This window comes from Hymenobacter sp. BT559, assembly GCF_017571525.1.
Taxonomy (GTDB): Bacteria; Bacteroidota; Bacteroidia; order Cytophagales; family Hymenobacteraceae; genus Hymenobacter; species Hymenobacter ginsengisoli.
Genome location: NZ_JAGETY010000013.1, coordinates 61,523 through 84,621 on the forward strand (window position 1 = coordinate 61,523; position 23,099 = coordinate 84,621).

At 61.9% G+C, this 23,099-nt stretch carries 17 protein-coding genes; 7 read left to right on the plus strand and 10 right to left on the minus strand.

Annotated features, from left to right (window positions below; genetic code table 11):
• Positions 1–4 precede the first annotated feature (4 nt).
• Positions 5–2,662: a glycoside hydrolase family 3 C-terminal domain-containing protein gene (locus tag J4D99_RS16845; protein WP_208132904.1), complete on the plus strand. Its 2,658-nt coding sequence runs from the start codon at positions 5–7 to the stop codon at positions 2,660–2,662.
• A gap of 144 nt (positions 2,663–2,806) precedes the next feature.
• Positions 2,807–4,003: a lactonase family protein gene (locus J4D99_RS16850; RefSeq protein WP_208132905.1), complete on the plus strand. Its 1,197-nt coding sequence runs from the start codon at positions 2,807–2,809 to the stop codon at positions 4,001–4,003.
• A gap of 95 nt (positions 4,004–4,098) precedes the next feature.
• On the opposite strand, the gene ligA is transcribed toward J4D99_RS16850, so the two are convergent.
• Complete coding sequence (ligA, locus tag J4D99_RS16855; RefSeq protein ID WP_208132906.1) at positions 4,099–6,111, minus strand: NAD-dependent DNA ligase LigA; 2,013 nt, start codon at positions 6,109–6,111, stop codon at positions 4,099–4,101.
• A gap of 155 nt (positions 6,112–6,266) precedes the next feature.
• Complete coding sequence (locus tag J4D99_RS16860; protein WP_208132907.1) at positions 6,267–6,503, minus strand: hypothetical protein; 237 nt, start codon at positions 6,501–6,503, stop codon at positions 6,267–6,269.
• A gap of 167 nt (positions 6,504–6,670) precedes the next feature.
• Here J4D99_RS16860 and J4D99_RS16865 point away from each other — a divergent pair, with 167 nt between their 5' ends.
• The 3 genes from J4D99_RS16865 to J4D99_RS16875 all read left to right on the plus strand — a co-directional run bounded on the left by J4D99_RS16865 (position 6,671) and on the right by J4D99_RS16875 (position 8,133).
• Positions 6,671–6,922 (plus strand): hypothetical protein, encoded by a 252-nt coding sequence (locus J4D99_RS16865; RefSeq protein ID WP_208132908.1) that lies wholly within the window; start codon positions 6,671–6,673, stop codon positions 6,920–6,922.
• Positions 6,915–7,262, plus strand: a complete 348-nt coding sequence (locus J4D99_RS16870) for a hypothetical protein (protein WP_208132909.1) — start codon at positions 6,915–6,917, stop codon at positions 7,260–7,262. The genes J4D99_RS16865 and J4D99_RS16870 overlap by 8 nt, the downstream gene beginning before the upstream one ends.
• Positions 7,263–7,476: 214 nt before the next feature.
• A complete protein-coding gene (locus tag J4D99_RS16875; protein ID WP_309509563.1) occupies positions 7,477–8,133 on the plus strand; it encodes a cytochrome c oxidase subunit 3 in 657 nt (218 codons plus the stop codon).
• A gap of 198 nt (positions 8,134–8,331) precedes the next feature.
• Here the strand turns inward: J4D99_RS16875 and J4D99_RS16880 are convergent, their stop codons facing one another.
• The gene (locus J4D99_RS16880) at positions 8,332–10,659 is read right to left on the minus strand and encodes a T9SS type B sorting domain-containing protein (protein WP_208132910.1); all 2,328 of its coding nucleotides are present in this window, start codon (positions 10,657–10,659) and stop codon (positions 8,332–8,334) included.
• Between the two features lie 153 nt (positions 10,660–10,812).
• Here J4D99_RS16880 and J4D99_RS16885 point away from each other — a divergent pair, with 153 nt between their 5' ends.
• Entirely contained in the window at positions 10,813–12,864 is a 2,052-nt protein-coding gene (locus J4D99_RS16885) for a M1 family metallopeptidase (RefSeq protein ID WP_208132911.1), read from the plus strand.
• A gap of 3 nt (positions 12,865–12,867) precedes the next feature.
• Here J4D99_RS16885 and J4D99_RS16890 read toward each other — a convergent pair whose 3' ends face one another.
• The 3 genes from J4D99_RS16890 to J4D99_RS16900 form a co-directional block, all read right to left on the minus strand.
• Entirely contained in the window at positions 12,868–13,506 is a 639-nt protein-coding gene (locus J4D99_RS16890) for a hypothetical protein (protein WP_208132912.1), read from the minus strand.
• 144 nt (positions 13,507–13,650) lie between these two features.
• The gene (locus J4D99_RS16895; protein ID WP_208132913.1) at positions 13,651–14,094 is read right to left on the minus strand and encodes a DUF2147 domain-containing protein; all 444 of its coding nucleotides are present in this window, start codon (positions 14,092–14,094) and stop codon (positions 13,651–13,653) included.
• Positions 14,095–14,711: 617 nt separating this feature from the next.
• Complete coding sequence (locus J4D99_RS16900) at positions 14,712–15,629, minus strand: C40 family peptidase (RefSeq protein ID WP_208132914.1); 918 nt, start codon at positions 15,627–15,629, stop codon at positions 14,712–14,714.
• Positions 15,630–15,748: 119 nt separating this feature from the next.
• On the opposite strand from J4D99_RS16900, the gene J4D99_RS16905 reads away from it, so the two are divergent.
• Complete coding sequence (locus J4D99_RS16905; RefSeq protein WP_208132915.1) at positions 15,749–17,638, plus strand: M61 family metallopeptidase; 1,890 nt, start codon at positions 15,749–15,751, stop codon at positions 17,636–17,638.
• A 71-nt stretch (positions 17,639–17,709) separates the two neighbouring features.
• Here J4D99_RS16905 and J4D99_RS16910 read toward each other — a convergent pair whose 3' ends face one another.
• The 4 genes from J4D99_RS16910 to J4D99_RS16925 form a co-directional block, all read right to left on the minus strand.
• Positions 17,710–19,413 carry a protein-disulfide reductase DsbD family protein gene (locus J4D99_RS16910; protein WP_236018716.1) on the minus strand — a complete coding sequence of 568 codons (1,704 nt, stop codon included), beginning with the start codon at positions 19,411–19,413 and terminating at the stop codon, positions 17,710–17,712.
• A gap of 53 nt (positions 19,414–19,466) precedes the next feature.
• Positions 19,467–19,916 (minus strand): protein-disulfide reductase DsbD domain-containing protein, encoded by a 450-nt coding sequence (locus tag J4D99_RS16915; RefSeq protein WP_208132917.1) that lies wholly within the window; start codon positions 19,914–19,916, stop codon positions 19,467–19,469.
• Positions 19,917–20,103: 187 nt separating this feature from the next.
• On the minus strand, positions 20,104–20,868 hold the full coding sequence (locus J4D99_RS16920; protein WP_208132918.1) for a DUF4468 domain-containing protein: 765 nt from the start codon (positions 20,866–20,868) through the stop codon (positions 20,104–20,106).
• A 214-nt stretch (positions 20,869–21,082) separates the two neighbouring features.
• A complete protein-coding gene (locus J4D99_RS16925; RefSeq protein WP_208132919.1) occupies positions 21,083–23,035 on the minus strand; it encodes a KUP/HAK/KT family potassium transporter in 1,953 nt (650 codons plus the stop codon).
• Positions 23,036–23,099: the final 64 nt, after the last annotated feature.

Sequence of the window (23,099 nt, forward strand, 5' to 3'; positions counted from 1 at the left end):
ACCCATGAAGTTATCGCACCTGCTTTTCGGCTTGGTACTACTGGCTGCTAGCGGCGCCCAGCGCCCGTCCGCGCCTGCCGCCGAGTACCCCTTTCAAAACCCCGATTTGCCCATTGACCAGCGGGTGGATGACCTGGTGGGCCGCCTCACGCTGCCCGAAAAGGTGTCGCAGATGCTAAATGCCTCGCCGGCCATCGACCGGCTGGGCATTCCGGCCTATAACTGGTGGAATGAGGCGCTGCACGGCGTGGCCCGCACCAGCATGAAAACCACGGTGTTTCCGCAGGCCATCGGGCTAGCGGCGACGTTTGATAAGGACGCCATGCTGCAGATGGCCACCATCACCTCCGACGAGGCCCGGGCGGTGCACCAGGAGTACGTGCGGCGCGGCGAGCGGGGTATTTATCAGGGGCTTACGTTTTGGACGCCCAACATCAACATCTTCCGCGACCCACGCTGGGGGAGAGGCCAGGAAACGTATGGCGAAGACCCGTACCTGACCGGCCAGATGGGTTCGGCGCTGGTGAAAGGCTTTCAGGGCGATGACCCCAAATACTTGAAAATTACGGCTTGCGCCAAGCATTTTGCCGTGCACAGCGGCCCCGAGCAGCTGCGCCACGAGTTCAACGCCAAAATCAGCGACTACGACCTGTGGGACACCTACCTGCCGGCCTTCCGCGACCTGATAGTGGACGCCAAGGTGGCCGGCGTGATGTGCGCCTACAACGCCTACGCCGGCCAGCCGTGCTGCGGCAGCGACATCTTGATGACCAACATCTTATACAAGAAGTGGCAGTTCAAGGGCTACGTCACCTCCGACTGCGACGGGCTCAACGACTTCTGGCAGCACCACAAAACCGACCCCGACGCCGCCACCGCCGCTGCCAACGCCGTGCTACACGGCACTGATATTGAGTGCGCTACAGGCAAGCTGTTTACCTATAACTCGCTGCTCGAATCGGTGCAAAAAAAGCTCATCAGTGAGCAGCAGCTCGACGTGTCGGTGAAGCGGCTGTATAAAATCCGGTTTCAGCTCGGCATGTTCGACCCGGTGGAGCGCGTGAAGTACGCCCAGATTCCGCTGAGTGTGGTGGAGAGCGCGCCGCACCAGGCCCACGCGTTGAAAATGGCGCGCGAATCGGTGGTGCTCCTTAAAAATGAGAAGAACACGCTGCCGCTGCGCAAAAACCTGAAGAAAATCGTGGTGCTAGGCCCCAACGCCGACAACGAGAACGTGCAGCTTGGCAACTACAACGGCTTTCCGACCCGCATCGTGACGCCGCTCGCGGGCATTCGGGCCAAGGTGGGGCCGGGTACCGAAGTGGTGTATGTGCAGGGGGTAGACTACGCCAGCAACACAGTGTACGAGCCGCTCGACCTCAGCAAGCAGCTGGCCTATAATGGCCAGCCGGGCTTTCACGCCGAGTATTTTAAAGGTACCGGTCTGGAAGGCCCCGCCGTGGCTACGCGCCAGGAAGCTAGCCTCGACCGCTACCTCGCCAACGTGAAAATGGAGGTGGCACCCGGCCTGCCCGCCGAAAATTTTTCGGCCCGCTACCAAACCACCTTCACCCCGGAAACCAGCGGAGAGCTAGCCCTGCAAATCACGGGAGATGACGGTTACCGCCTTTTTGTTAATGGCAAACAAGTGCTCGACGCCTGGGCTAGCCGCGGCGTATCGACCCGCCAGCACGTGCTGACGGTGACCAAAGGCCTGCCGCTGGACCTGCGGCTGGAGTATTTCCAAACCGACCGCCGCACCATCCTCAAGTTTACGGGCGCGAAAGTGGTGCCCATGAATGCGGCCAATATTCTGGCTAAGGTGCAGGACGCCGACGCGCTCATTTTCGTGGGCGGCATTTCGCCCCGGCTCGAAGGCGAGGAAATGAAGGTGGACGTGCCCGGCTTCAGCGGCGGCGACCGCACCACCATCGGCCTGCCGCAGGTGCAAACCGACCTGCTGAAAGTGCTGCACAGCACCGGCAAGCCCGTGGTGCTGGCCCTGATGACGGGCAGCGCCCTCGCCACGCCCTGGGAGGCCGCGCACCTGCCGGCCATCCTCAATACCTGGTATGGCGGGCAGGCTGCCGGCACAGCCCTGGCCGACGTGCTTTTTGGTGACTACAACCCCGCTGGCCGCCTGCCGGTGACATTCTACAAGTCAGAAACGCAGTTGCCGGCCTTCGACAATTACAGCATGGCCGGCCGCACCTACCGCTACTTCAGTGGCGAGCCGCTGTTTCCGTTTGGTTTTGGCCTGAGTTATACCACCTTCAAATACAGCGGCTTGCAGGTACTGAGTAAGCCCGTAACCGGCCAGCCCGTCCGGGTAAGCGTGCAGGTGCAGAACACCGGCCCGCGCGCCGGCGAGGAGGTGGTGCAGCTCTACGTGCGCCACCCCGGTGCTACCGGGCGCGTGGCTAGGCACGCCCTGGAGGGCTTTCGGCGCATCAGCCTGCAAGCCGGCGAGAAAAAGACGGTGCAGTTTACGCTCACGCCCCGCCAGCTTTCGCGGCTCGACGCCCTGGCCCGGCGTGCCGAGCTGGCCGGGAAGGTGCAGCTATTTATAGGCGGCGGGCAGCCCCTGGCGGCGGATGTATCGGCGGGCCGCGTTCTGAAAACTGACTTGCAGCTGACCGGAGCACGCGTAGCGCTGGACTAAGCTCCACGATGAGCTAACGCATTGGCCACGCCCGGGCGATGCGCCAAGCCACCAAGGCTTGTGAAGAGTGGATACTACGAAGGCCGCAGTGCGAAACGCGAGTGACGGCCGCATCTTTGCAGCTCTCCTTTTCGACATTTCCTAATGTTTCCTTCCGCTCTTTTTTCGGCCAGCGGCTGGCGCGTGCTAGCCGCTGGCCTGGCCGCTGCCGGGCTAGCTAGCTGCGCCCGCACCGTGCCCACCACCGCCAGCAACGGCGGTTACCTGGTGTATATCGGTACCAACGTAGCTAATCCACAAGAGAATACCATTTATCTTTATCGCCTCAGTCCGGCCACCGGCGAGCTGCAGTCGCTAGGGGCCATGAAGGGCGGGGCGCAGCCCACCTACCTGACCATGGACGCCGCGCACCGCCACCTTTACGCGGTGAGTGAAACCCAGACCTTTCAGGGAGCACCTGGCGGGGGCGTGAGCGCATTGGCTATTGACCCGCGCACCGCCATGCTGACCATGCTCAGTCAGCAGCCCTCCACGGGCGCCTCGCCCTGCTACATCAGCCTCGACCGCACGGGTAAGAATGCCTTGGTAGCCAACTATTCGAGTGGCAACGTGGCGGTGCTGCCCGTGCGCCCCGACGGCCAGCTAGCCCCACCCAGTGCTACCGACCAGCACCAGCCGCCCACTGGCCCGCACAAAAATCAGGACAAGCCGCACGCCCACAGCTTCCTGCCCGCGCCTGACAATCGCTACGTTTTCTCCGCCGACCTGGGCACGGACAAAGTGTATGGCTATCAGCTCGATGCTGCTACCGGGCAACTGCGCTTGCAGCCCGCGCCAGCGTTCACGGGCAAGCCCGGCTCGGGGCCGCGCCACCTCACGTTTCACCCCAATGGCCGCTGGGCTTACCTCGAAAACGAGCTCAACTCGACCCTAGTGGCGCTAACCTACGATGCCAAGGCTGGCACGTTTCAGGAAATGGAGACGCTGAGCACGCTGCCGGCTGGCTTCAGCGGCGAAAACGCGGGCGCCGACGTGCACGTGAGCCCCGACGGCCGGTTTGTTTATACCTCCAACCGGGGCGATAATAGCTTGGCCGTGTTTAGCATTGCGCCCGCCGACGGGCACCTGACCCTAGTGCAGCACGTGAGCACGCAGGGCAACTGGCCCCGCAACTTCGCCCTTGACCCTAGCGGGCGCGTGCTGCTGGTAGCCAATCAGAAGTCGGAAGATGTATTTACTTATATGGTTGACAAGCAGACCGGTAAGCTTACGCCCTCTGGCAAATCGGTGCGCGTACCCACGCCCATGTTTGTGGAGGTGGTGCCCGACTTTACCAAATAAAAGCGCAAGGTGTCGCGGAGTAAAAAGAGGTTTCGCAAGGTTGACGTTCTGCCAACCCTTGCGAAACCTCTTTTTACTCCGCGACACCTTGCGCGCTATTCGGCCAGCGGCAACAGGGCTAATAGCTCGGTTTCCGAAATAATCGGCACCTTGAGCGTGGTAGCCTTTTCGAGCTTGGCGGGACCCATGTTGTCGCCGGCTACCAGGTAGCTCAGCTTCTTCGAGATAGAGCTCGTGATTTTGCCGCCGTGCTGCTGAATGAGGCTTTGCAGCTGTTCGCGGCTGTAGTTTTCAAACACACCCGAGAGCACGAAGGTGAGGCCGGCCAGGCGGTCGCTCACGGCCTTGGGCGGCTCGCCCGTTACTTCGAGCTGCACACCGGCGGCCGCCAGGCGGGCCACTAGGGCCTGGTTTTCGGGCTGTTGGCTCCAGAGGGCCAGCGAGTCGGCAATGACGCCGCCTACTTCGGGCACGGCCGCCAGCTCCTCGGCCGAGGCGGCCAGCATGGCGCCGATGGTACGGTAGTGCTGGGCCAGCTTCTGGGCCACGGTTTCGCCCACGTAGCGGATGCCTAGGCCGAAGAGCACCCGCTCGAAGGGCACAGTTTTACTCTTCTCGATGCCCGCGATGAGGTTGTCAATCGACTTTTCACCCAGGCGCTCCAGGTTTATGAGTTCGGGGCGACGCTGGGGCAGGTCGTAGATGTCGGCGGGCGTCATAACCATTCCCAGGTCGAAGAAGCGGCCCACGGTTTCGGCCCCCAAGCCGTCGATGTTCAAGGCTTTGCGGCTCACATAGTGCTCTAGCCGGGCCTTGAGCTGGGGCGGGCAGCCGCGCTCGTTGGGGCAGCGAAAGTGGGCCTCGCCCTCGGGGCGCACCAGCGGCGTGCCGCAGGCCGGGCACTCAGTAGGAAAGCGCACGGGCACGGCTTCGGCGGGCCTAGCGGCCAGGTCTACGCCGGTGATTTTCGGGATAATCTCGCCGCCTTTCTCTACGAAAACCATGTCGCCGAGGCGTAGGTCGAGCAGAGCTATCTGGTTGGCGTTGTGGACGCTGGCGCGCTTCACGGTGGTGCCCGCTAGGGGCACGGGGTCGAGCAGCGCAACGGGCGTCACGGCGCCGGTGCGGCCCACGTTGTAGATAATCTCATTGAGGCGGGTGCGGGCCGCGGCCGTGGGGTATTTGTAGGCGATGGCCCAACGCGGGCTCTTGGCCGTGAGGCCTAGCTGGTCTTGCTGGCGCAGGTCATCGACCTTAATCACGATGCCATCGGTGTTCACGGGCAGGGAGAAACGCTTTTGCTGCCACTCGTGGATGTAGTCGAGTACCTCCTGCAAGTTGGCGCAGCGCCGCCAGGTGGGCGACACCGGCAGGCCCCAGGCCGCGGCGGCCTCCAGGCTTTCGCTATGGCTGGCGAAGTGCCGGCCCGGCGTGAGCACCGAGTAGGCGTAGAAGCGCAGGCGCCGCGCCGCTACCTGGGCCGAGTCTTGCAGCTTGAGCGTGCCACTGGCGGCATTGCGGGGGTTGGCCAGCAGGGCTTCGCCGTTTTGCTCGCGCTCCTGGTTGAGGTCGTTGAAGACCTGGTTGGGCATAAAAACCTCGCCGCGCACTTCGACATCGGCTGGGAAGCTGCCGTGCAGGTGTAGTGGCAAGGTGCGAATAGTGCGCACATTGGCCGTAACTACGTCGCCGCGGGTGCCATCGCCGCGCGTCACGCCCTGGCTCAGCTCGCCGCTCTGGTAGCTCAGGCTCATGGCCACGCCGTCGAATTTCTGCTCGCATACATAGGTGTACGGAGCACCCTCGAGTCCGCGCTGCACCCGCTCGTCAAACTCGCGCAGGTCGTCTTCCGAGTACGTATTACCCAGGCTCAGCATGGGGTAGCGGTGCCGGGCGGTTTCAAACTGCTTGGTGATGGTGCCGCCCACGCGCTGGGTGGGCGAGTTGGGCTGCGCCAGCTCCGGGTGGGCTTTTTCGAGCTGGTTGAGCTCGGCCAGCATCTGGTCAAACTCCTGGTCCGACACTTCGGAGATGTCGTGCTGGTAGTACTGCGTGTTGAGGTAGTGCAGGCGCTGGGTCAGCTCCTGAATGCGGGCTTGCGGGTCCATAGGGCGGGGTAGGGGGCTAGCGTAAACGGGCGGCAATTCAACAAAAGAACGTCATGCTGCGCTTGTCGAAGCCTCTCTACCGAACAGTGCGACTGGCGCGGTAGAGGGGCTTTGACAAGCTCAGCATGACGTTCTGGTAGGTGGGCCAAAGGCGCTTACGCGGCGTTCGACAGCGCGTGGCCGGGCACCACGAAGTACGTGCTGCCGCCCTTCTGGGCATCGCGCTCGCCTTGCTCCTCGGTGCGGGCGGGCGGGGCATTTTCCTCGCCGGGGTGGCCCTGGGCTTCCTTCGCCTCGGTCGGGATAATGGGCTCGGCCGGAGCCTGAGGCTTGAAGCGGGCAAGGAGCAGGAAGGCGATGGTAGCGACGGCGAACCAGGCAAAGAATTTCATGGGCGTAGAAAAAACGGCAAAACCAGATGTGGGGCAAAAATACACTGCTTCGTGCAACGACAACCCTAGCCCGGCGGTTGCGTTTGGGCTTTACGAGCGGGCAAGCTTGCTTTGCAGCCCCGCGCGGCGATAGCCGACGCACCTTCGTTTCTTTTACTTCTTACTCCATGCCTGACCAATCCGCCACTTCCTGGGCCGAAACGGCCGCCTCGCTGCTCACCAAGCTCTCGGGCGGCGTCGAGCTCAACCTGAACTTCGACCAAGTAGAGCTGCAAGTGCCCAACTCGGCCAACCCCGCCGGCGTGCCGGCCACCTGGAAGCTCAATGGGGCCCTGCGCATCCGCACCAGGGGCGAGGCCCCGGCGGCCAGCGCCCCGCTCATTTCGCCGGCTCCCGACGCCAACGCGCCGCGTGGCTAGGGCCCTCGACGTAGAAGCCCGGCTGGTGCTCACCTGGCCGGGCGGGCACGATATTCAGCTGGCGGCCTCGGGCTCCTACCTCATTCTCAACGTGCCTAGCCAGCAGGTGCTCGACCTCATCACGAGCGGCCCGCCCCAGCCGCCGGGCACCCCCAAGCCCCCCAAAAAGCCCGGCGCCGACCCCCTGGAGCAGCTACACTGGCTGGCGCGCCGCCTGGGCCTGGTGCTCGACCTGCGCGTGGCCGGCAAAACCTACGCCACGTTTGGCCTGCCCGACCGCAACGGACCCAAGATTACGCTAAACGCGGTGCTGGGCAAGATAGGCTCGTTTTTTAAGTGAAATTGCCAGGGAGAGCCGTCAGCGCGATTGGGTGTAGAGAGGTATCCTTGCGCCAGTCCCTGCATTGAACGGCAAGGGACCTGGCGGCACAAAAGGCAGAGGCAAGCATGCGTTTTTACACCCGATTGCGCTAATAGAGCACACGGAATACCGAACAAAAAACCGCCTTTTTGCCTTACAGAGAGGAGTTTCTTTTTGCCGTAACTTAGCCATCGTGCAAGCCCCCCGCGACGACCGTAATACCCCCTTAGGCACCGGCCGCCGGCCCGCTGGCAGTTCGGCGTTCAGCCGCATCGAGCGCGTGCCCCCCCTCTTGATGCTGCTCTACCTGGCACTGCTGGGCAGCACGATGCTGTTTGTGACGCTGGTAGCCATGTACATCGTCTCGCGGGCGCAGAGCGGGGTGCCGCGCGGGCTGCACCCGTTTCCGCGCTACTTTTCGCTGAGCACGGTGGTGCTGCTGGTGTCGTCTTACACGCTGGCGCAGGCGCCGCGCCTCTACCGCACCGACGACCTCCACGCGCTGGTGCGCTGCCTCGGGGCTACGCTGCTGCTAGGGTGCATTTTTAGCGGCTTGCAGGTGCAGGGCTGGCGCGAGCTGTTGCAGCAGGGCGTGCTGTTTTCGGGTGAGCGCAGCGGCACGTTTGTCTACGTTATCTCGGGGCTGCACGTGGCCCACGTACTGGCGGGGCTCATTTTTTTGCTGGTGCACCTGCTGCGCACGCTGCACGCCAGCCGCGATGCCGTGCGCACGCTCGTCTTCATCCGCAACCCCTACCATTTGCGCCAGCTGCGGGCGCTGCTCACCTATTGGCACTTCATCGATGTGCTATGGTTAGCGCTTTTCGGGATGTTTCTGTTTTTGTATTAATGTCTGAACCACGGATTCGAGCGGATTTTTCGGAGTAGTCGGCTTTTGTGGACGTACTCTTTGGAATAAGAAAAGCCACCCAAGCGGGTGGCTTTTCTGCTTAATAATTTAGGCGTTGGGACAACGAAATCAATTGAGAAATACTCGTCCACAAAAGCCGACTACTCCGAAAAATCCGCTCGAATCCGTGGTTCAGGCCTACTGCACCACTTCGACCCAGCCTTTGAACCGGCGCCCGGTAGTGAAGGTGAGCAGGTAGTAGTATATACCGGCCGCGTTCTCGCCCGCCCAGTGAAAGTTGCGGTCGCCCGACTCGTACACGAGCCGGCCCCAGCGTGAGAAAATCTTGATGCCCGCAAAGCGTGTGTCGCAGAAGTCGGGCGGCAGGTTGCTCATCGTGAACACGCGGTTGGCTAGGTTGGGGCCGGTGGGCAGAATGATATTGGGCGGCGTGAAGGCGGCGGTATCGGGGTCTATTACCTGAAAGCGCACGGTGCGCGTCTGGGGCTGGGGCCGGCAGGTAGCTTCCTGTAGCTGAAACGTAACGGTGAGCGTCTGCGGCTTGCCATTGAGCACGCTTGCGGCATCGCAGCCCGGCAGCCACTCAAACCTGCCGCTGGCCTGCCCCGCCGGGCTCGGCGTAGTAGTAAAGCGCATGCCCGCGCTGGCCAGGTCGAACCCCTGTCCGGCCGCGCTCAGCGTCAGTACGTCGGTATCGGCGTCGAAGCCGGTGAGGGTGGCGGTGTAGGGCTGGCCCAGCGGCAGCCGAATGAGCGGTGGGTCGGCCGGAGCGGGGCTAGCGGGAGGCAGCGTGCTGGTGAGCACCGGCGGCACATTGCTATAATCGACAATAACCGGAATGCTGAGCGGCGCCGAAGCCAGCTGCGTGCCGCAAGGCGTGGTAGAAGTAGCCGTGAAGACCAGCTGCCGCACCGTGCCCGGCGGGTCGGCGATGGCCCGGCAATCGATGGGCCAGGTGAAGCGCGCCCGGCGCGTGGTGCCTACCTGCCCCTGCGGCACAATAGTGGCCCCTAGCGCGCTGGGCACAAAGCTGCTCGGGCTGCCGGTGAGCGTAAACAGGATGGGGTCACTGTCGGCATCGGTGGCTATCAGGTCAAAAGCCAGGGTTTGACCGGGGCGCACGTGCAGCGGCAGGGTGGGGCCGGCCGTGCTGGTGAGCGTGGGCGGCGCATTGGGTGGCGGCACCCCGATAAAGGCCACGTGCACCGTGTCGTGCTTGGGCAGCGAGCAGCCGTTGTCGGCCACCAGCACATCGAGGTAGCCCACCTGGCCCTTGGTATCGGTGCAGTCCGAAAAGCAGAGCGAAGCCACCAGGGTATCGGGCAGGCCGGCGGCGCGCACCATGCCGGAGGTGGCCGTGGTGAAGGTGGGCAGCGGCCCGCTGTAGCTCACGGGCCGCAAGCTCAGCGAGAGCTGCGAGCGCGGGTCGGGGTCGGTGAAGCGCAGGCGCACGCAGTGCAGGCCACCCGCCACAATACGCAGCGTATCGCGGCCCGGCCGGTACACCGCGCTGCCACTGGTGCCGGGCAGCAGCTGCAAGCTAGGAGCTATATTTTTGGGGCAGGTGAGCACTTGCAGCTGAAAGTCGCGCCGCGTTTCGCCAATTTTCTGACCCTGGCGATATTCGGTGCAGCGCACCCCAAACACAAACAGCCCCGTGGCGGTGGGCCGCACCGACAGCCGCCCGGTGCGCGCCCCAATAGTGAGGGCGGGCGCGCCCGGAATCTGGTTAGACTGGCTGCGGCCGGCCGCCCAGATTACCTCCGTATAAGGTGCGCTCACGGCCTGGGCGGGCTTGGGGTCGGTGGGCGTCGAGTGGCCGTTGAGCGGTGTCACCATATCGTACACCAGCGAGTCGCCGTCGGGGTCCTGCCCGGCAAAATCATAGGTAAATACCTCGCCCAGGCAGGCGTAGTCGGCCAGCGGCGGAAACACGCGGGGCGTCGAGTCGCGGAAGGTTTTACCACCCCGCGTCACGGCCGGAAACTCCAGGTAAAACGTCTGAGCCGCGTTGGCCGGCGCGATGATATTGCTGATGGTGACGTTGCGGCAGCAGCGCTCCACGGCCGCGTAGTAGCCCTGCGCGCCGTTGTAGGTGCCCGCCGGCAACTCCACGATGCTCCGATACACCAGCGCCTTGGTGCTGAGCGAGCCCACCGTGCACGCCGGGTTGGTATAGCTCACGAAAGAGGTGCTGATGAGGGGCAGCAGCACATTGGCCAGGCGGCGGTTGGTGGCCTTGTCGAAAATACCGGCCGTGAGGTCGGTATCGAGCGCGCCGGGACTGCCATTCACGGCGTCAAAATACAGGTTCAGGGTAAGCTGATAGGTGTCGCCGCGCAGGTATTGCAGGTCCATCTCACCGCCTACAATGTGAGTGGCGCGCGCTGCCGGGGCACTCAGCAGCACCAGCCCGAGCAGTGCCAGCCCCCGGCCGGCCCGGCGTGGGCTAGCCCAGCGGGCCAAGGCTCCGAGCAATAAAAGCGCAGCGTAAAGTCTTGTCATATAAAACAGATAACTAAGCCAGATTAAATAACCTGGGCCAACTAAGCCTAACTGCTTCCCGAAGATAAGCCCAAGCAGGTACTTGGCGGCGGCTTGTTATCTTCGGGAAACTACCTGGCCCAATGCGAAAGGCCAGGCCCTAAGTGCTTGGTTATGCGCAAAAGTTTACGTGTGTTATTGGGGCTGACTTGCTTGCTGGGGTTGCGGCCGACTGCTCCCCATGCTCAACTCGCTGCGGCTAGCCCCGATGCCTCGCTAGCCTGCCAGCAGGTGCGCCTGGGCGCGGCAGCGCGCACAGCTGCTGCCGCCGGCGTATCGGTGCGCCATCGCCTCAAGATGGACCGCTACGATGTGCAGTTTTACCGCCTCGACCTCACCCTTACCAACACCTCGCGCGACCTGGCCGGCTCGGCGCTGCTGCGGGTGCGGGTGGGCACGCAGCCGCTCGATTCACTGGCTTTTGAGCTGTACCAGGCGCCCGCGGGCTCACCAGCCGGCACGGCTACTTTGGTTATCGACTCGGTGGTAGTCGGCGGGCGGCGCTCGCCGGGTGTGCTGCGGCAGGGGCAGGCGGCCACGGCCGCGCTGGCGCAGCCAGCGCCGGCCGGCACCGTGCTCAATGCCCGCATCTACTACCACGGCACTGCTCCCAATGGCAATACCAATGCCATTGGCAATGCCTTTAATACGGCCACCAGCTACCGCCGCGATGGCATCGACTACCCCTATAATGTGACCTGGAGCTTGTCGGAGCCGTTTTCGGCCCACGAGTGGTTTCCGTGCAAGCAGGTACTCACCGATAAGGCCGACTCGTCGGCGGTGTTCGTGACTACCACCTTACCCAACAAGGTGGGCTCTAATGGCGTGCTGGCCCGCACGGTGCTGCTGCCGGGCGGCCGCGTGCGCTACGAGTGGCACGAAAACCACCCCATCGACTACTACCTTATTTCGGTGGCCGTGGCGCCCTACATCGAGTACGTGAACTATGCCAACCCCGCTGGCGGGCCGCGGGTGCCCATCGTCAACTATGTCTACGACCAGGCTTCGCTTACGCGCTACCAGGCCGACATCGACCGTACGCCGGGCTTTCTGGAGAATTACGCTCAACTATTTGGTACGTATTACTTTGCTAATGAGAAATACGGCCATTCGATGGCGCCCATCGGGGGCGGCATGGAGCACCAGACCATGACTACGCTTCAGGATTTTAGCTTCACGCTAGTTGCCCACGAGCTGTGCCACCAGTGGTTTGGCGACAACGTGACCTGTGCCTCGTGGGAAGATATCTGGCTCAACGAGTCGTTTGCCTCCTACGGCGAGTACTTATCGCTACAGGCTTTCGACACCCCCGCCAATGCCCGCGCCTGGATGGACGACGCCCAGACCCGCGCCCAAAACAACCGAACGGGTACCGTGCGCGTGCCCGATACCACCGACGTTGGCCGCATTTTCAACTACAACCTGACGTATAAAAAAGGCGCTGCCGTGGTGCATATGCTGCGCTACCTCTGCCACGACGATGCCCGCTTCTTTGGCGTGCTGCGCACCTACCAAAGCCAACTGAGCGGGCGCACGGCCCGCACCCCCGAGCTGCAGCGCCGGTTCGAGGCCGAGCTAGGCCAGCCGCTCGATTATTTTTTTCAGCAGTGGTACCGGGGCGAGGGCTTTCCTGCCTTCAACGTGCGCTGGAACCAGGCTGGCGGCACGCTCTACCTGCAAGTCAACGAAACGGCCTCGGTGCCCGCCAGCACGCCGTTTTTCCAAACCGAAATCGAGTACCAGCTCACCCTGCAGGACGGCAGCACCCGCCTCGTACGCCTCAGCCAAACGCAGGCGAGCCAGGGCTTTGCCGTGCCCATCAGTAGCCCAGTGGTGGCCGTGGCAGTGGACCCCAATGGCTGGCTGCCCGACCTGCCCGGCACTGTGCAGCGCGACAACTCCCTGGTGCTGGCTGCCCACTCGGCCGGCCGGCCCGTGCTAGGCCTGTATCCCAACCCCGCGCACGACTTGCTCACCATCAGTGGCCTGGCCACGGCTGCTACCGCCGAGCTATGCGATGCTACCGGCCGCGTGGTGCAGCGCCAGTCGCTGGCGCTGGCCCGGCCCGTAGTAAGTACCCAAGCCCTGGCCCCGGGCCTGTACCTGCTGCGCCTGCTAGGCCCCGCGGGCGAAACGCTGGGGCAGGGGCGCTTTACAAAAGAATAGGGGCTAGCCCTTCTGGTACTCGGCGATGCGCGCCACAATGGCCGCATCGGCCACGGGCTCGTCGAATACCGTTTTCAGCAGCGCCTCAAATGATTGGGGCGGCGTGAAGCAGGCCTCGTGTACCGGGTTGGTACTGAGGCGAATAAAGAGAGGCTGACCATTCAGAACCACCAGGTCGAGGGTAATCAGGCCGTAGCGCTGGTTGCAGCGGCCACTCTCGGCGCAGTCAGTAGGGTTGGGCTTAAAAAGCTGCTTGATGGTGTGTTCGCGCAACTGCTCGTGGCGGCGCTGGCGGCAGTCGTGGCAGCTGCGGTGGTAGCCCAGGCCCACAATGCGCTCGCCGAGTAGCTGGTAAAGGTGCTCAAAATTGCCGGGCCCGATGCTCGAGTCATAAAAAAATAGCGCGCCCTGGCGGCCATTTTCGTGCAGCAGCTCTACGCGCAGGCCGCGCCGCCCGGCGGCCCCGCCCTTCTTCAAGTGGTAAGCCTTGAAATAGGGGCCTAGCCAGTTGCGGTACACGCGCTCTGCCACCCAGGCCGCATGGCGCTGGGCCTGGGCGGGCGTGGGCTCGGCGGCGGGCTCCCAGTTGGGGCCCGCGCCGCCGCGGCGCCGCTGAAAAAGCTGTTGGATGAACTGAACCACTAGCGATAAAAGCAACCTGAACAAATAAAAAACATCAGCTTCGGCAAATAGTTTCGGCCCAGGTGGGGCTAGCGGCCCCGAAAAAAGGCAAAAAAACAGCGGCTCCTTTTGTAAAAGAGCCGCTGCTAAAACAGGTTGGGCTACCTATTTCACCCGCGTCCAGGTCTGCGACTTGCCAATGAGCGAGAAGCCGATATAGCCTTTCACTTCCATCGTATTCGCCGATTCCATCTTCATGTAGCACGAGTACGTTTTGCCGCTCTCGGGGTCGTATATTTTCCCGTTATCCCACTTGTTATCATCGTCATAGCTAAAGCCTTGCATGAATACCATGCCCAGGCGCGGGCGGCTGCGCAGCTTGGGGTCGGGGTTTTGGGTGTCGGTTTTGGGCTTGCCGGTGGCCGGGTCGTTGGGCACGGTCAGGGTCACGATTTTACCACACAGCTTGTCGCCGCACTTGTAAATCTCGAAGGTGGCTTTTTTCTCGGCGTTGGTCCAGATGCCTAGCGGCGACAGCGTTTGGGCCTGTGCCGAATGAGCGGCTACGCCCAGCCAGAGGGCTAGCAAAAAGAGGAGAGACTTATACATCTTGCGCGTGTGAAGAAGTAGTGAAGGGTGGAAGAGAAAGGAAATCTACGGGAAAAAAGTGTGATAATCGGAGAAAGGCAAGAATACGGCCAGAACCAGCCGCTGGCAAGGCTGGCGCTTCAAATGAGTGGGCTTGGGAAGCAGCGCCTAAAACTCGGAATAAGTAAAAAAGAATAGGCTTGACTTTCAGCAGGATGCTAAAAACACTAGGCCCGAAGCCCTAAAATATCTGGGAAAGTTTTGAACCTCCGCGCCGGCAATTAACTTTAACACTCAGTAGCGAGTGCTACGGCCCTTGGCAAGCCGCCCTAAGTTGCTGGGAAGCGCGCCCTGGGTTATGTGGAACCATAAAGAAAGGAGGTACAAAATGTCTAGTAGTCCCAACCAAATCCTGCCGAGCCTGTCCAATGTAGTACGCCTCACCGCCGTACTCGCCTAAACACACAGCTCGGCGGAGGGCGCTGCAGTGTTGTGGCCCCCTTTCGTTGGACAGGTCTTACTGTGAGACGCCGGCGCTGTACCCCAGCGTTGCCGCTCGGTAAGATTTGAAGGATTAGATGCCCGGCTTGGCCCGATGGCGCACAGTAGCGCGCCGGGGCCAGCCGGGCATCGTTTTTTTAGTGCTTCTTAGTCTTGACAGGGCTAGCGGCCGGCCGGTGGCGGGTAGCTAGCTTGGCCCTGCGGCTTAGTGAAGGTGCCTTTTTGACTGGCACTTTATGGCTCGTGGCGGCTGGCCTCCGGGCTGCTGTGGCCTTTGTAGCCAAGTGTCGCCGGGCCGAAACAGTGGTTTTGGTGGTAACCGGCCGAGGTTGGCGCCGCATAGGTAGGGCCGCTAGCTTGGTGGGTAGGGCGGCAGTGGGCGCTGAGGCCACCTCGGGGGTTGCGGTGGGCAGTGTAGCCACGGCGCCGGCTGGGCGAGCAGCGGGCCGGCTAGCCGCGAAAACACCCGTGCTAGTCCCTTCACCGTCGAGCACGCGCCGCACCTGCATAAAGCGGCGTTCGTAGCCGGAGTTTTCTACTTGGCTGATTTTTACGCCCGACTCGCGCCGGGCCGACGAGGCGTGCACAAAGCGCAGCGGTGTTTCGCCCAAAGCCGAGATGACGATGCCTGCGTGGCCGGGCGTGGTGCTGCCCTCGGCCGTGCCGGTGAAAACCACGATGTCGCCGGGCTGCGCCTGCGCCCGCGCCACAGGCCGACCAGCATTAATGAGCTGGGCCGTAGCGTGGGGCGTAGCTACCCCAAAACGCCCAAATACATAGGTGATAAAGCCCGAGCAGTCGAAGCCCGTGGCCGGGCTGGTGCCCGCCCACACGTAGGGCGTACCCAACTGGCGCAACGCAAAGCGCACGATGCTGTCGCGCGGCCCGGCGCCGGGCGCCGCCGGGCCGGCCGCGCGCCCCGACACCAGCACGATAGGTGGGGCAGCCTCCTGGCGGGCGGCCACCTGCGGTGTCGGGGTGGGCCGGCGCAAAAAGTACCCTAGCCCCAACAGGACCAGCAGTAAGCAGCCAAAAATCAACCAGATACTACGCATAACAGAGGAGCCGCCTCAGCGGCTGTGCTCGCTTAACGTCCGGGCCGGGCAGGAAGTTGACTAGCACGGGGCCAAAAAGATTCACGGGCAGGCACGGCCGGGGGCGTTACTTTGCAGGCATGTTCGCATCTACCTCTGCCTTTTGCCGCCTGGCCGCCGTGGCCGGCCTGCTGGCGGCCGTTCCCGCCGCCGCCCAAACCAAAATCAAAACTAAAGTAAAGCCCGGCTCGGCCAGTGCCGCGCCGGCCAAGGCCGCCGTAGATGCTGCTCCTGCGGGTGGCAGCCTGCGCTATACGCTGGCCATGCCGGCCCCCCAAACGCACTACTTCGAGGTGCGGATGGATATGCAGGGCTTTGGCCAGGAATATACCGACCTGAAGATGCCCGTGTGGGCGCCCGGCTCGTACCTGGTGCGCGAGTTTGCGCGGCACGTCGAGCGCTTTAAGGCGCAGGGTGCCAATGGCCAGGCCCTAGCCGTGGAGAAGCTCGACAAGAATACCTGGCGCGTACACCATGCCGGCCAGGGCACGTTCCGGGTCGATTATGGGGTGTATGCATACGAAATCAGCGTTCGCACCAGCTTTATCGATGCCGACCACGGCTTTGCGCTGGGCAGCAGCATCTTTATGTACCCGGCGCTGGCCAAGAATATGGCGAGCCAGGTAACGGTGCAGCCCGCCGCCGGCTGGGCCACGGTGAGCACCGCCCTGCGCGCCGCACCGGGTATGCAGAAGTTCGTGTATCAGTCGGCTAACTACGACGAACTGGCCGACTCGCCCATCGAAATCGGCAACCAGAAGGTGCTGAATTTCACAGCTAATAACACGCCGCACCAGATGGCTATGTACGGCCCGTATCAGCTGGCCGACGAGTCCCGCTTCCTGGGCGATATGAAGAAGATAACCGAGGAAGCCCAGCGCGTGGTGGGCCAGAACCCCATCGACCACTACCTCTTTATTGTGCACCACCTCGAAGCGGGTGGGGGCGGCCTGGAGCACCTCTACTCGACCACGCTAGGGGCCCGGCCGGGCACGTACTCGTCGGAAGCCGGCTACAAGAACTTCTTGCGCCTGGTCGCGCACGAGTATTTCCACCTCTGGAACGTGAAGCGAATCCGGCCGGTGGCGCTCGGGCCGTTCGACTACGACCACGAAAACTACACGCACATGCTCTGGGTGAGCGAAGGCCAGACCGAGTACATGGCCAACCAGATTGCCCAGCGCGCGGGCTTCTACACGGCTCAGCAGTACTACGACCAGCTGGCCGCCGTGCTAGGGGGCGTGGAAAACCAGCCCGGCAACAAGCTTCAGCCGGTGGCCATGTCGAGCTTCGACGCCTGGATTCGCGGCTACCGCCCCGACGAAAACTCGCGCAACTCCGAAATCAGCTACTACGACAAGGGCGAGATGGTGGGCATGGTGCTCGACCTGATGATAGTGCAGGCTACCAATGGCCAGAAACACATCGACGACGTGTTCCGCCTGCTCTACGACAAGTACTACAAGGGCCTGAAGCGCGGCTTTACCGACCAGGAATACCAGGATGCTGTGGCGCAGGTGGCCGGCCGGCGCTTCGACGACTTCTTCCAGAACTACGTCTACAACGCCCGCACCCTCGACTATAACACTGCCCTCGGCTACGTAGGCCTGACCCTGACCAGCACCCCCGCTAGCCCCAACGGCAGCCTCGGGGCCAACATTGCAAACCGCAACGGCCACTACGTAGTAACCTTCGTGAAGCGCGATGGCACCGCCTGGAACGGCGGCCTCAACGTGAACGATGAGGTGCTGCAGCTCAACGGCGCCGCCCCCACCGACGAGTCGGTGAAGCAGGCGCTGTTCAACACCGCGCCCGGCACGGCCCTAAAAATGCAGGTAAAGCATGGCGCGCTCACCCACGAGCTGAGCCTAACCCTGCAGCCCGACCCCGACCGCACCTACCAGATTCAGCCCGTGGCTAGCCCCACCCCCGACCAGCAGCGCCTGCTGGCCAAGTGGCTGGGCAAGTAAACCCGATGAGACTTAAAAAAGAAAGTGCCCCGGCCATTCGGCCGGGGCGCTTTCATTTTAGGTAACCAAGGTTAGTGGTAGGCTTTAAGGCCGCTCTCCAAATAGCTGACGAAGTTGGCCGGCTCATAATCAGCACCCTGCGGCGGCACCAGCACTTGGCCCTCGCGACCCAGCAGCACGTAGTAGGGCTGCGAGTTGGTGTTGAAGCGGCTGGCTTGCAGGTCGCTATACTTGTTGCCGATAGTGCGGATGATTTTGCCGCTGAATTTCGACACGGTTTGCTCGGCGGCGGGTAGCTCGGTCTTGTCGTCCACGTAGAGCTGAATGAGCACGTACTTATCGCGGATAAGCGGGAGCACCCGCTTGTCGGGCCACACGTTGGCTTCCATCTTGCGGCAGTTCACGCAGGCGTGGCCCGTGAAGTCGATGAGCACCGGCTTGCCCACCTGGCGGGCATAGGCCATGCCTTCGTCGTAGTCGAAGAATGCGGGCAGGCCTAGCGGCGCGTGAAACAGCTCGGCGTATTTGTGCGGCGCAGTGCTGGCGGCCGGAGCCGCGCTGCCACCAGCCGGGGCGAGCAGAGTGGGGGTATACAGGTCAAAATCCTGGGTATCCTGCGGAGGCAGAAAGGCCGACACGGCCCGCAGCGGCGCGCCCCACAGGCCCGGCACCAGGTAGAGCGTAAACGCCAAGACGATGATGGACAAAAACAGGCGCGGCAGCGTGATAAACGGCAGCTCGCTGTCGTGCGAGAAGCGCAGCTTGCCGAGCAGATACAGGCCCATCATCCCGAAAATAACTACCCACAGCGTCAGGTATACCTCGCGGTCGAACCACTGCCAGTGGTAAGCCAGGTCCACATTTGATAGAAATTTGAGGGCTAGCGCCAACTCCAAAAAGCCCAGCGTCACCTTCACCGAGTTGAGCCAGCCGCCCGACTTGGGCAGCGAGGTCATCCAGCCCGGAAACAGCGAAAACAGCGTAAACGGCATAGCCAGGGCCAGCGCAAAGCCGAACATGCCTACCGCCGGCCCTAGCAGCTGGCCCATGCTGGCCGCCTGCACCAGCAGGGTGCCGATGATGGGCCCAGTGCACGAAAACGACACCAGCGCCAGCGTAGCCGCCATAAAGAAAATGCCCAGCAGGCCGCCCTTATCGGCCTTCTCGTCCATTTTATTGGCCCAGGCCGTGGGCAGCATAATCTCAAAGGCACCCAAAAAAGAAGCCCCAAACACGACCAGCAGCAGAAAGAAGAAGAAGTTGAAAATGCCGTTGGTAGCCAGGTTATTCAAGGCATCGGCCCCAAACAGCACCGTGATGAGCAGCCCCAGCGCCACGTAGATGACGATGATGCTGGCCCCGTACACGAGCGCATTGCGAATGCCCCGCGCCCGCGTGCCCGAGCGCTTGGTGAAGAAGCTCACCGTCATGGGTAGCAGCGGGAAGATGCAGGGCATTATCACGGCCGCAAAGCCGCCGAGCAGGCCCGCCAAGAACGTCACCCACAAGGAAGATTGGGCCGGTGCAGGCGCCGCCGGCTGGCTAGCTGGTGTAGCGGGTGCGGCGGGGCTGGCCGTGGCCGAGGTAGCCGCCCGGCTAGCGGCGGCCGGTGCGGTAGCTGTATCGGTCGCTTTAGCAGCGGGCGCCGCCTCTTCGACGGGGGTAAACTGAATATCGGCCGTCGAAACGGTATCCTGGGCCAGAGCCGGAAGGCCAGCAAAAGCCCCCACCAGCAGCCATATACCTAGCAGCCAGGCCGCAGGGGCCTTTAACAAGCGCAGGAGCCTAGTGGCTCCTGCTAAAGTGGTTACGCGCATTACAGAAGATGTTATTTTACGGGAATGCTGAAGGCTACCTCATCGGGTGGCAGGCATTTCTCGTCGTTGCAGGCCATAAATTCGAGGTTGCCCTTCACCGTCACCGGGCCCTTGCCGGTCAGCTTCACCTTTTGCTGAAAAATAACCGAGTTGGTGAAGTAGCTCACCTGCATGTTGAAGGTCTTTTCCATCTTTGAAATCGGCTTGGGCTCCTGCGGCGTGCCCACCAGGGTGTAGGCTTTCGAAGGGTCAAACTTGATGGTGGTTTTTACCGGCCCGCCGTCCTTCACGTTTTGCGAATACACGTGCCAGCCTGCGTCGATGGTAGCCTTCAGAAAGACAACGGCTTCGGTGGGGCTGATTTTTTTGGCAGCGTAGCTCCAGTGTACGGGCGCCAGAATCTGGGCCTTGGCCTGCGAGGCACCAAGCAGGGCCATGCCTGCGAGCAGTAGTTTTTTCATGAGTGCAAGGGGCAATTAAGCGGCCCCGTAGAAACGCTAAAACAAAGGTAGTGCCTGTTTTATCCCGGCCATTCGCGCACGGGCAGGCTAGCGGCCGGCACACACCGAATGACCCGCTGGCCGCACCAAGCGTAGGCGAACTACCGCTTACCGTGCCCAGATGTTTTGCCAGGCCCTGGCGGGCTGGTTAGAAGTCGCTAGGGTCTTTGCGGCGCTGCGGCTTTTGCAGCGTCATCGCGGTTTGCAGGCCGTCGAGCAGGTGCCGCACATCGCGCAGGGCCTCCACTTTGAGGTCGGTCCAGGGCTTGCGGCTACCCAGGCCCACGTAGCCAAACAGATTGGCGTGGTCTTGCTCAAGCGGCCCGCCCGAGTTGAGATGCGGGGTTTTGAGCGCATCGTGCGTCAAATTGCTGAGTACGTATTTGTAGCGTCCGTCTTTGACGTAGATGCTAAGCGTGTGGCGCACCACACCCGCGTAGGAGCTGCGCGGCACGTTGTCATAGGTATTACGGAGGGCTACCAAGCGGGCGCCGCGTAGCACGATTTGGCCCGTAGCGGCGTCCTGCTGCGTTATCTCCGCATTTTGTAAGTTGTAAGCCTGGCTTACCCAGGCGCGGGCCCGCTCAAACAGCACGGCCTGGCTGGCGCCCGGCACCTGCACTACGCCTTCATAGGTAATGAGCTGGCTGGCAGGGCTAATGGGGGGTGGCGTGGCATCCTCCGGGTCATAATCGCGGAGCTTTGCAATAGGGGTGATGTAGAGAAAGCCGTCTTGCCTGACCACCACCCATCCCGGTGAAAAAGGGCCCACTACCACTGCCTCGGCCTGGCTGGGCAGGTAGCGGTTAGGGCGGTGTAGGGTGTCGGCGCTATTATAAAGAGGCGCCTTGGTCAGGCCAATATGGTAGGAAATGGGAGGTTTGGTAGCCTGAATTTTTTGGGCGAGCCCCACTGTTGGTAGGGCGCAAAGACAACAGTATAAAGCAGCTTTCATGGGCTAAAAGTAACGGCCAACGCGCCAAACGGGCGTTAGAAGTGTCCTTGCCGTGCTAGCCCTACCCGTAAGTGGCGTGTCTGGTGAATAAAATAAAGTTTGCGCCGCGCCAGTCCATAAAAAAACGCCTGCTGAATGCTCAGCAGGCGTTTTTTTATGGATATATTGCGGATTACTTCACCCGCGTCAGGGCTACTTCGCGCACCGGCGCAATCACCATCGGTACCTTCTCCATCTTCACCGACGAGGTATCGAGGCCAAAATACTGGGCCTCGCCCGAGATAAACTGCTTGATATAGAAGTAAGCCTGCATCACGAGCTTCTCGATAGTGGGGAAGTCGTTTTCGATAGATAAGTACTTCTCCAGCACCACAAAGCGGAAGTCGCCGGTGACGTGCTGCTTGCTGAGCGAGGCGTAGCGCGAGGTAATGTCCACCTCCTTATTGCGCACCAGGTCCTCTACCACTTTGCGGAAGAACAGATTGATGCGCTGCTGCACCCGGAAGCCCAGCTTAAAATTGATGCGGAACACGTCGTCGGGCGCCAATTCGGTCACCTTATACTCCATGGTGTAGGGCTCATCGGTGGTATCGACGTGGATAAACCAGTAGATGTCTGCTCGCTTAGGTCGCTTTTGGAAAATGGAGTAAATAATCTTTTGCTCAATCTCGCTAGCCCGCTCGGCCGAGGTAAGGAACACCAGGTGGGTAGCATACTTCGAGATAGACTCATCGTTGCTGAGCTGCTTGAGCGGCTCGATGTAGGGCTCCATCTTCACGAAGTCGGTGAGGCGGCGCTTGATGTAGAAAGCCCGCAGCCACACGTACATCACGCTCATCAGCGCCGAGCCAATGGCCAGCGATACCCAGCCGCCGTGCGGAAACTTGATGAGGTTGGCCACCATAAAGGAGCCCTCAATCAGCCCATACACCGCCACAAACAAGGCTACCAGCGGCAGTGCCACCCGCTTTATTTTGCGCAGCCACACGGTCAGCAGCACCGTGGTCATAAGCATGGTAAGCGTGATGGCCAGGCCATAGGCCGCTTCCATATTGGAGCTTTCGCGGAAAAACAGCACCACGCCAATGCAGCCGATGAGCAGCAGCCGGTTCATGCTCGGCACGTAGAGCTGGCCCTTCACGTCGGTGGGGTAGTTGAGGCGCACTTTGGGCCACATGTTGAGGCGAATAGCCTCGGCCACCAGCGTAAACGAGCCCGTGATGAGCGCCTGCGAGGCAATAACCGCCGCTACCGTGGCCAGCCCGATGCCGAACAGCAGAAACCACGACGGCATGAGTGCATAAAATGGGTTTTGCTCGCCTATCATCTGGCCCTTATGCGCCAGCAGCCAGGCGCCCTGGCCTAGGTAGTTGAGCAGTAATGTAGTTTTTACAAAAGCCCAGCTAATGCGGATGTTACCCTTGCCGCAGTGGCCCAGGTCGGAGTAAAGTGCCTCTGCTCCCGTGGTACACAGAAAAACCGACCCTAGCAGCCAGAAGCCGCCGGGGTAATTAACCAGCAGCTGGTAAGCGTAGTAGGGGTTGATGGCCCGCAGAATGGTGGGGTTGTGCGCAATCCAAACTGCCCCCAGCACGCCCAGCATCGTAAACCACAGCAGCATAATCGGCCCGAAGGCCTTGCCTACTATCTGAGTGCCAAAGCTTTGCAGCAGGAACAAGCCTGCGATAATGCCGATAACAATGGGCACCGTAGGAATGGTAGGGTAAATAGCCCGCAGACCTTCGACCGCCGATGCCACCGAAATGGGCGGCGTAATAACACCATCGGCCAGCAGCGCGGCCCCACCAATAATGGCCACGGCCGACAGCCAGGCCCCGCGCCGGCGCACCAGGGCGTAGAGCGAAAAGATGCCGCCCTCGCCGTTGTTGTCAGCGTTGAGGGTGAGCAGCACGTACTTAACGGTGGTTTGCAGGGTGAGCGTCCAGATAACGCACGAGATGCCGCCCAGCACCAGGGCCTCGTCAATGAGGCCGGGTGTGTGGCCGCTCTTCAGAATGGACGACATCACGTAGAGCGGCGACGTGCCGATATCGCCATAGATGATGCCCAGCGCGATAAGCAGTCCCGCCCCGGAAATGGCGGTGTGCGAGTGTTTAGAACTCATGTGACAGGAGTAATTACTTAGTCAAAAAACAGCGGAGGGAGAAAACCAGTGGCGCGGTAAAAAT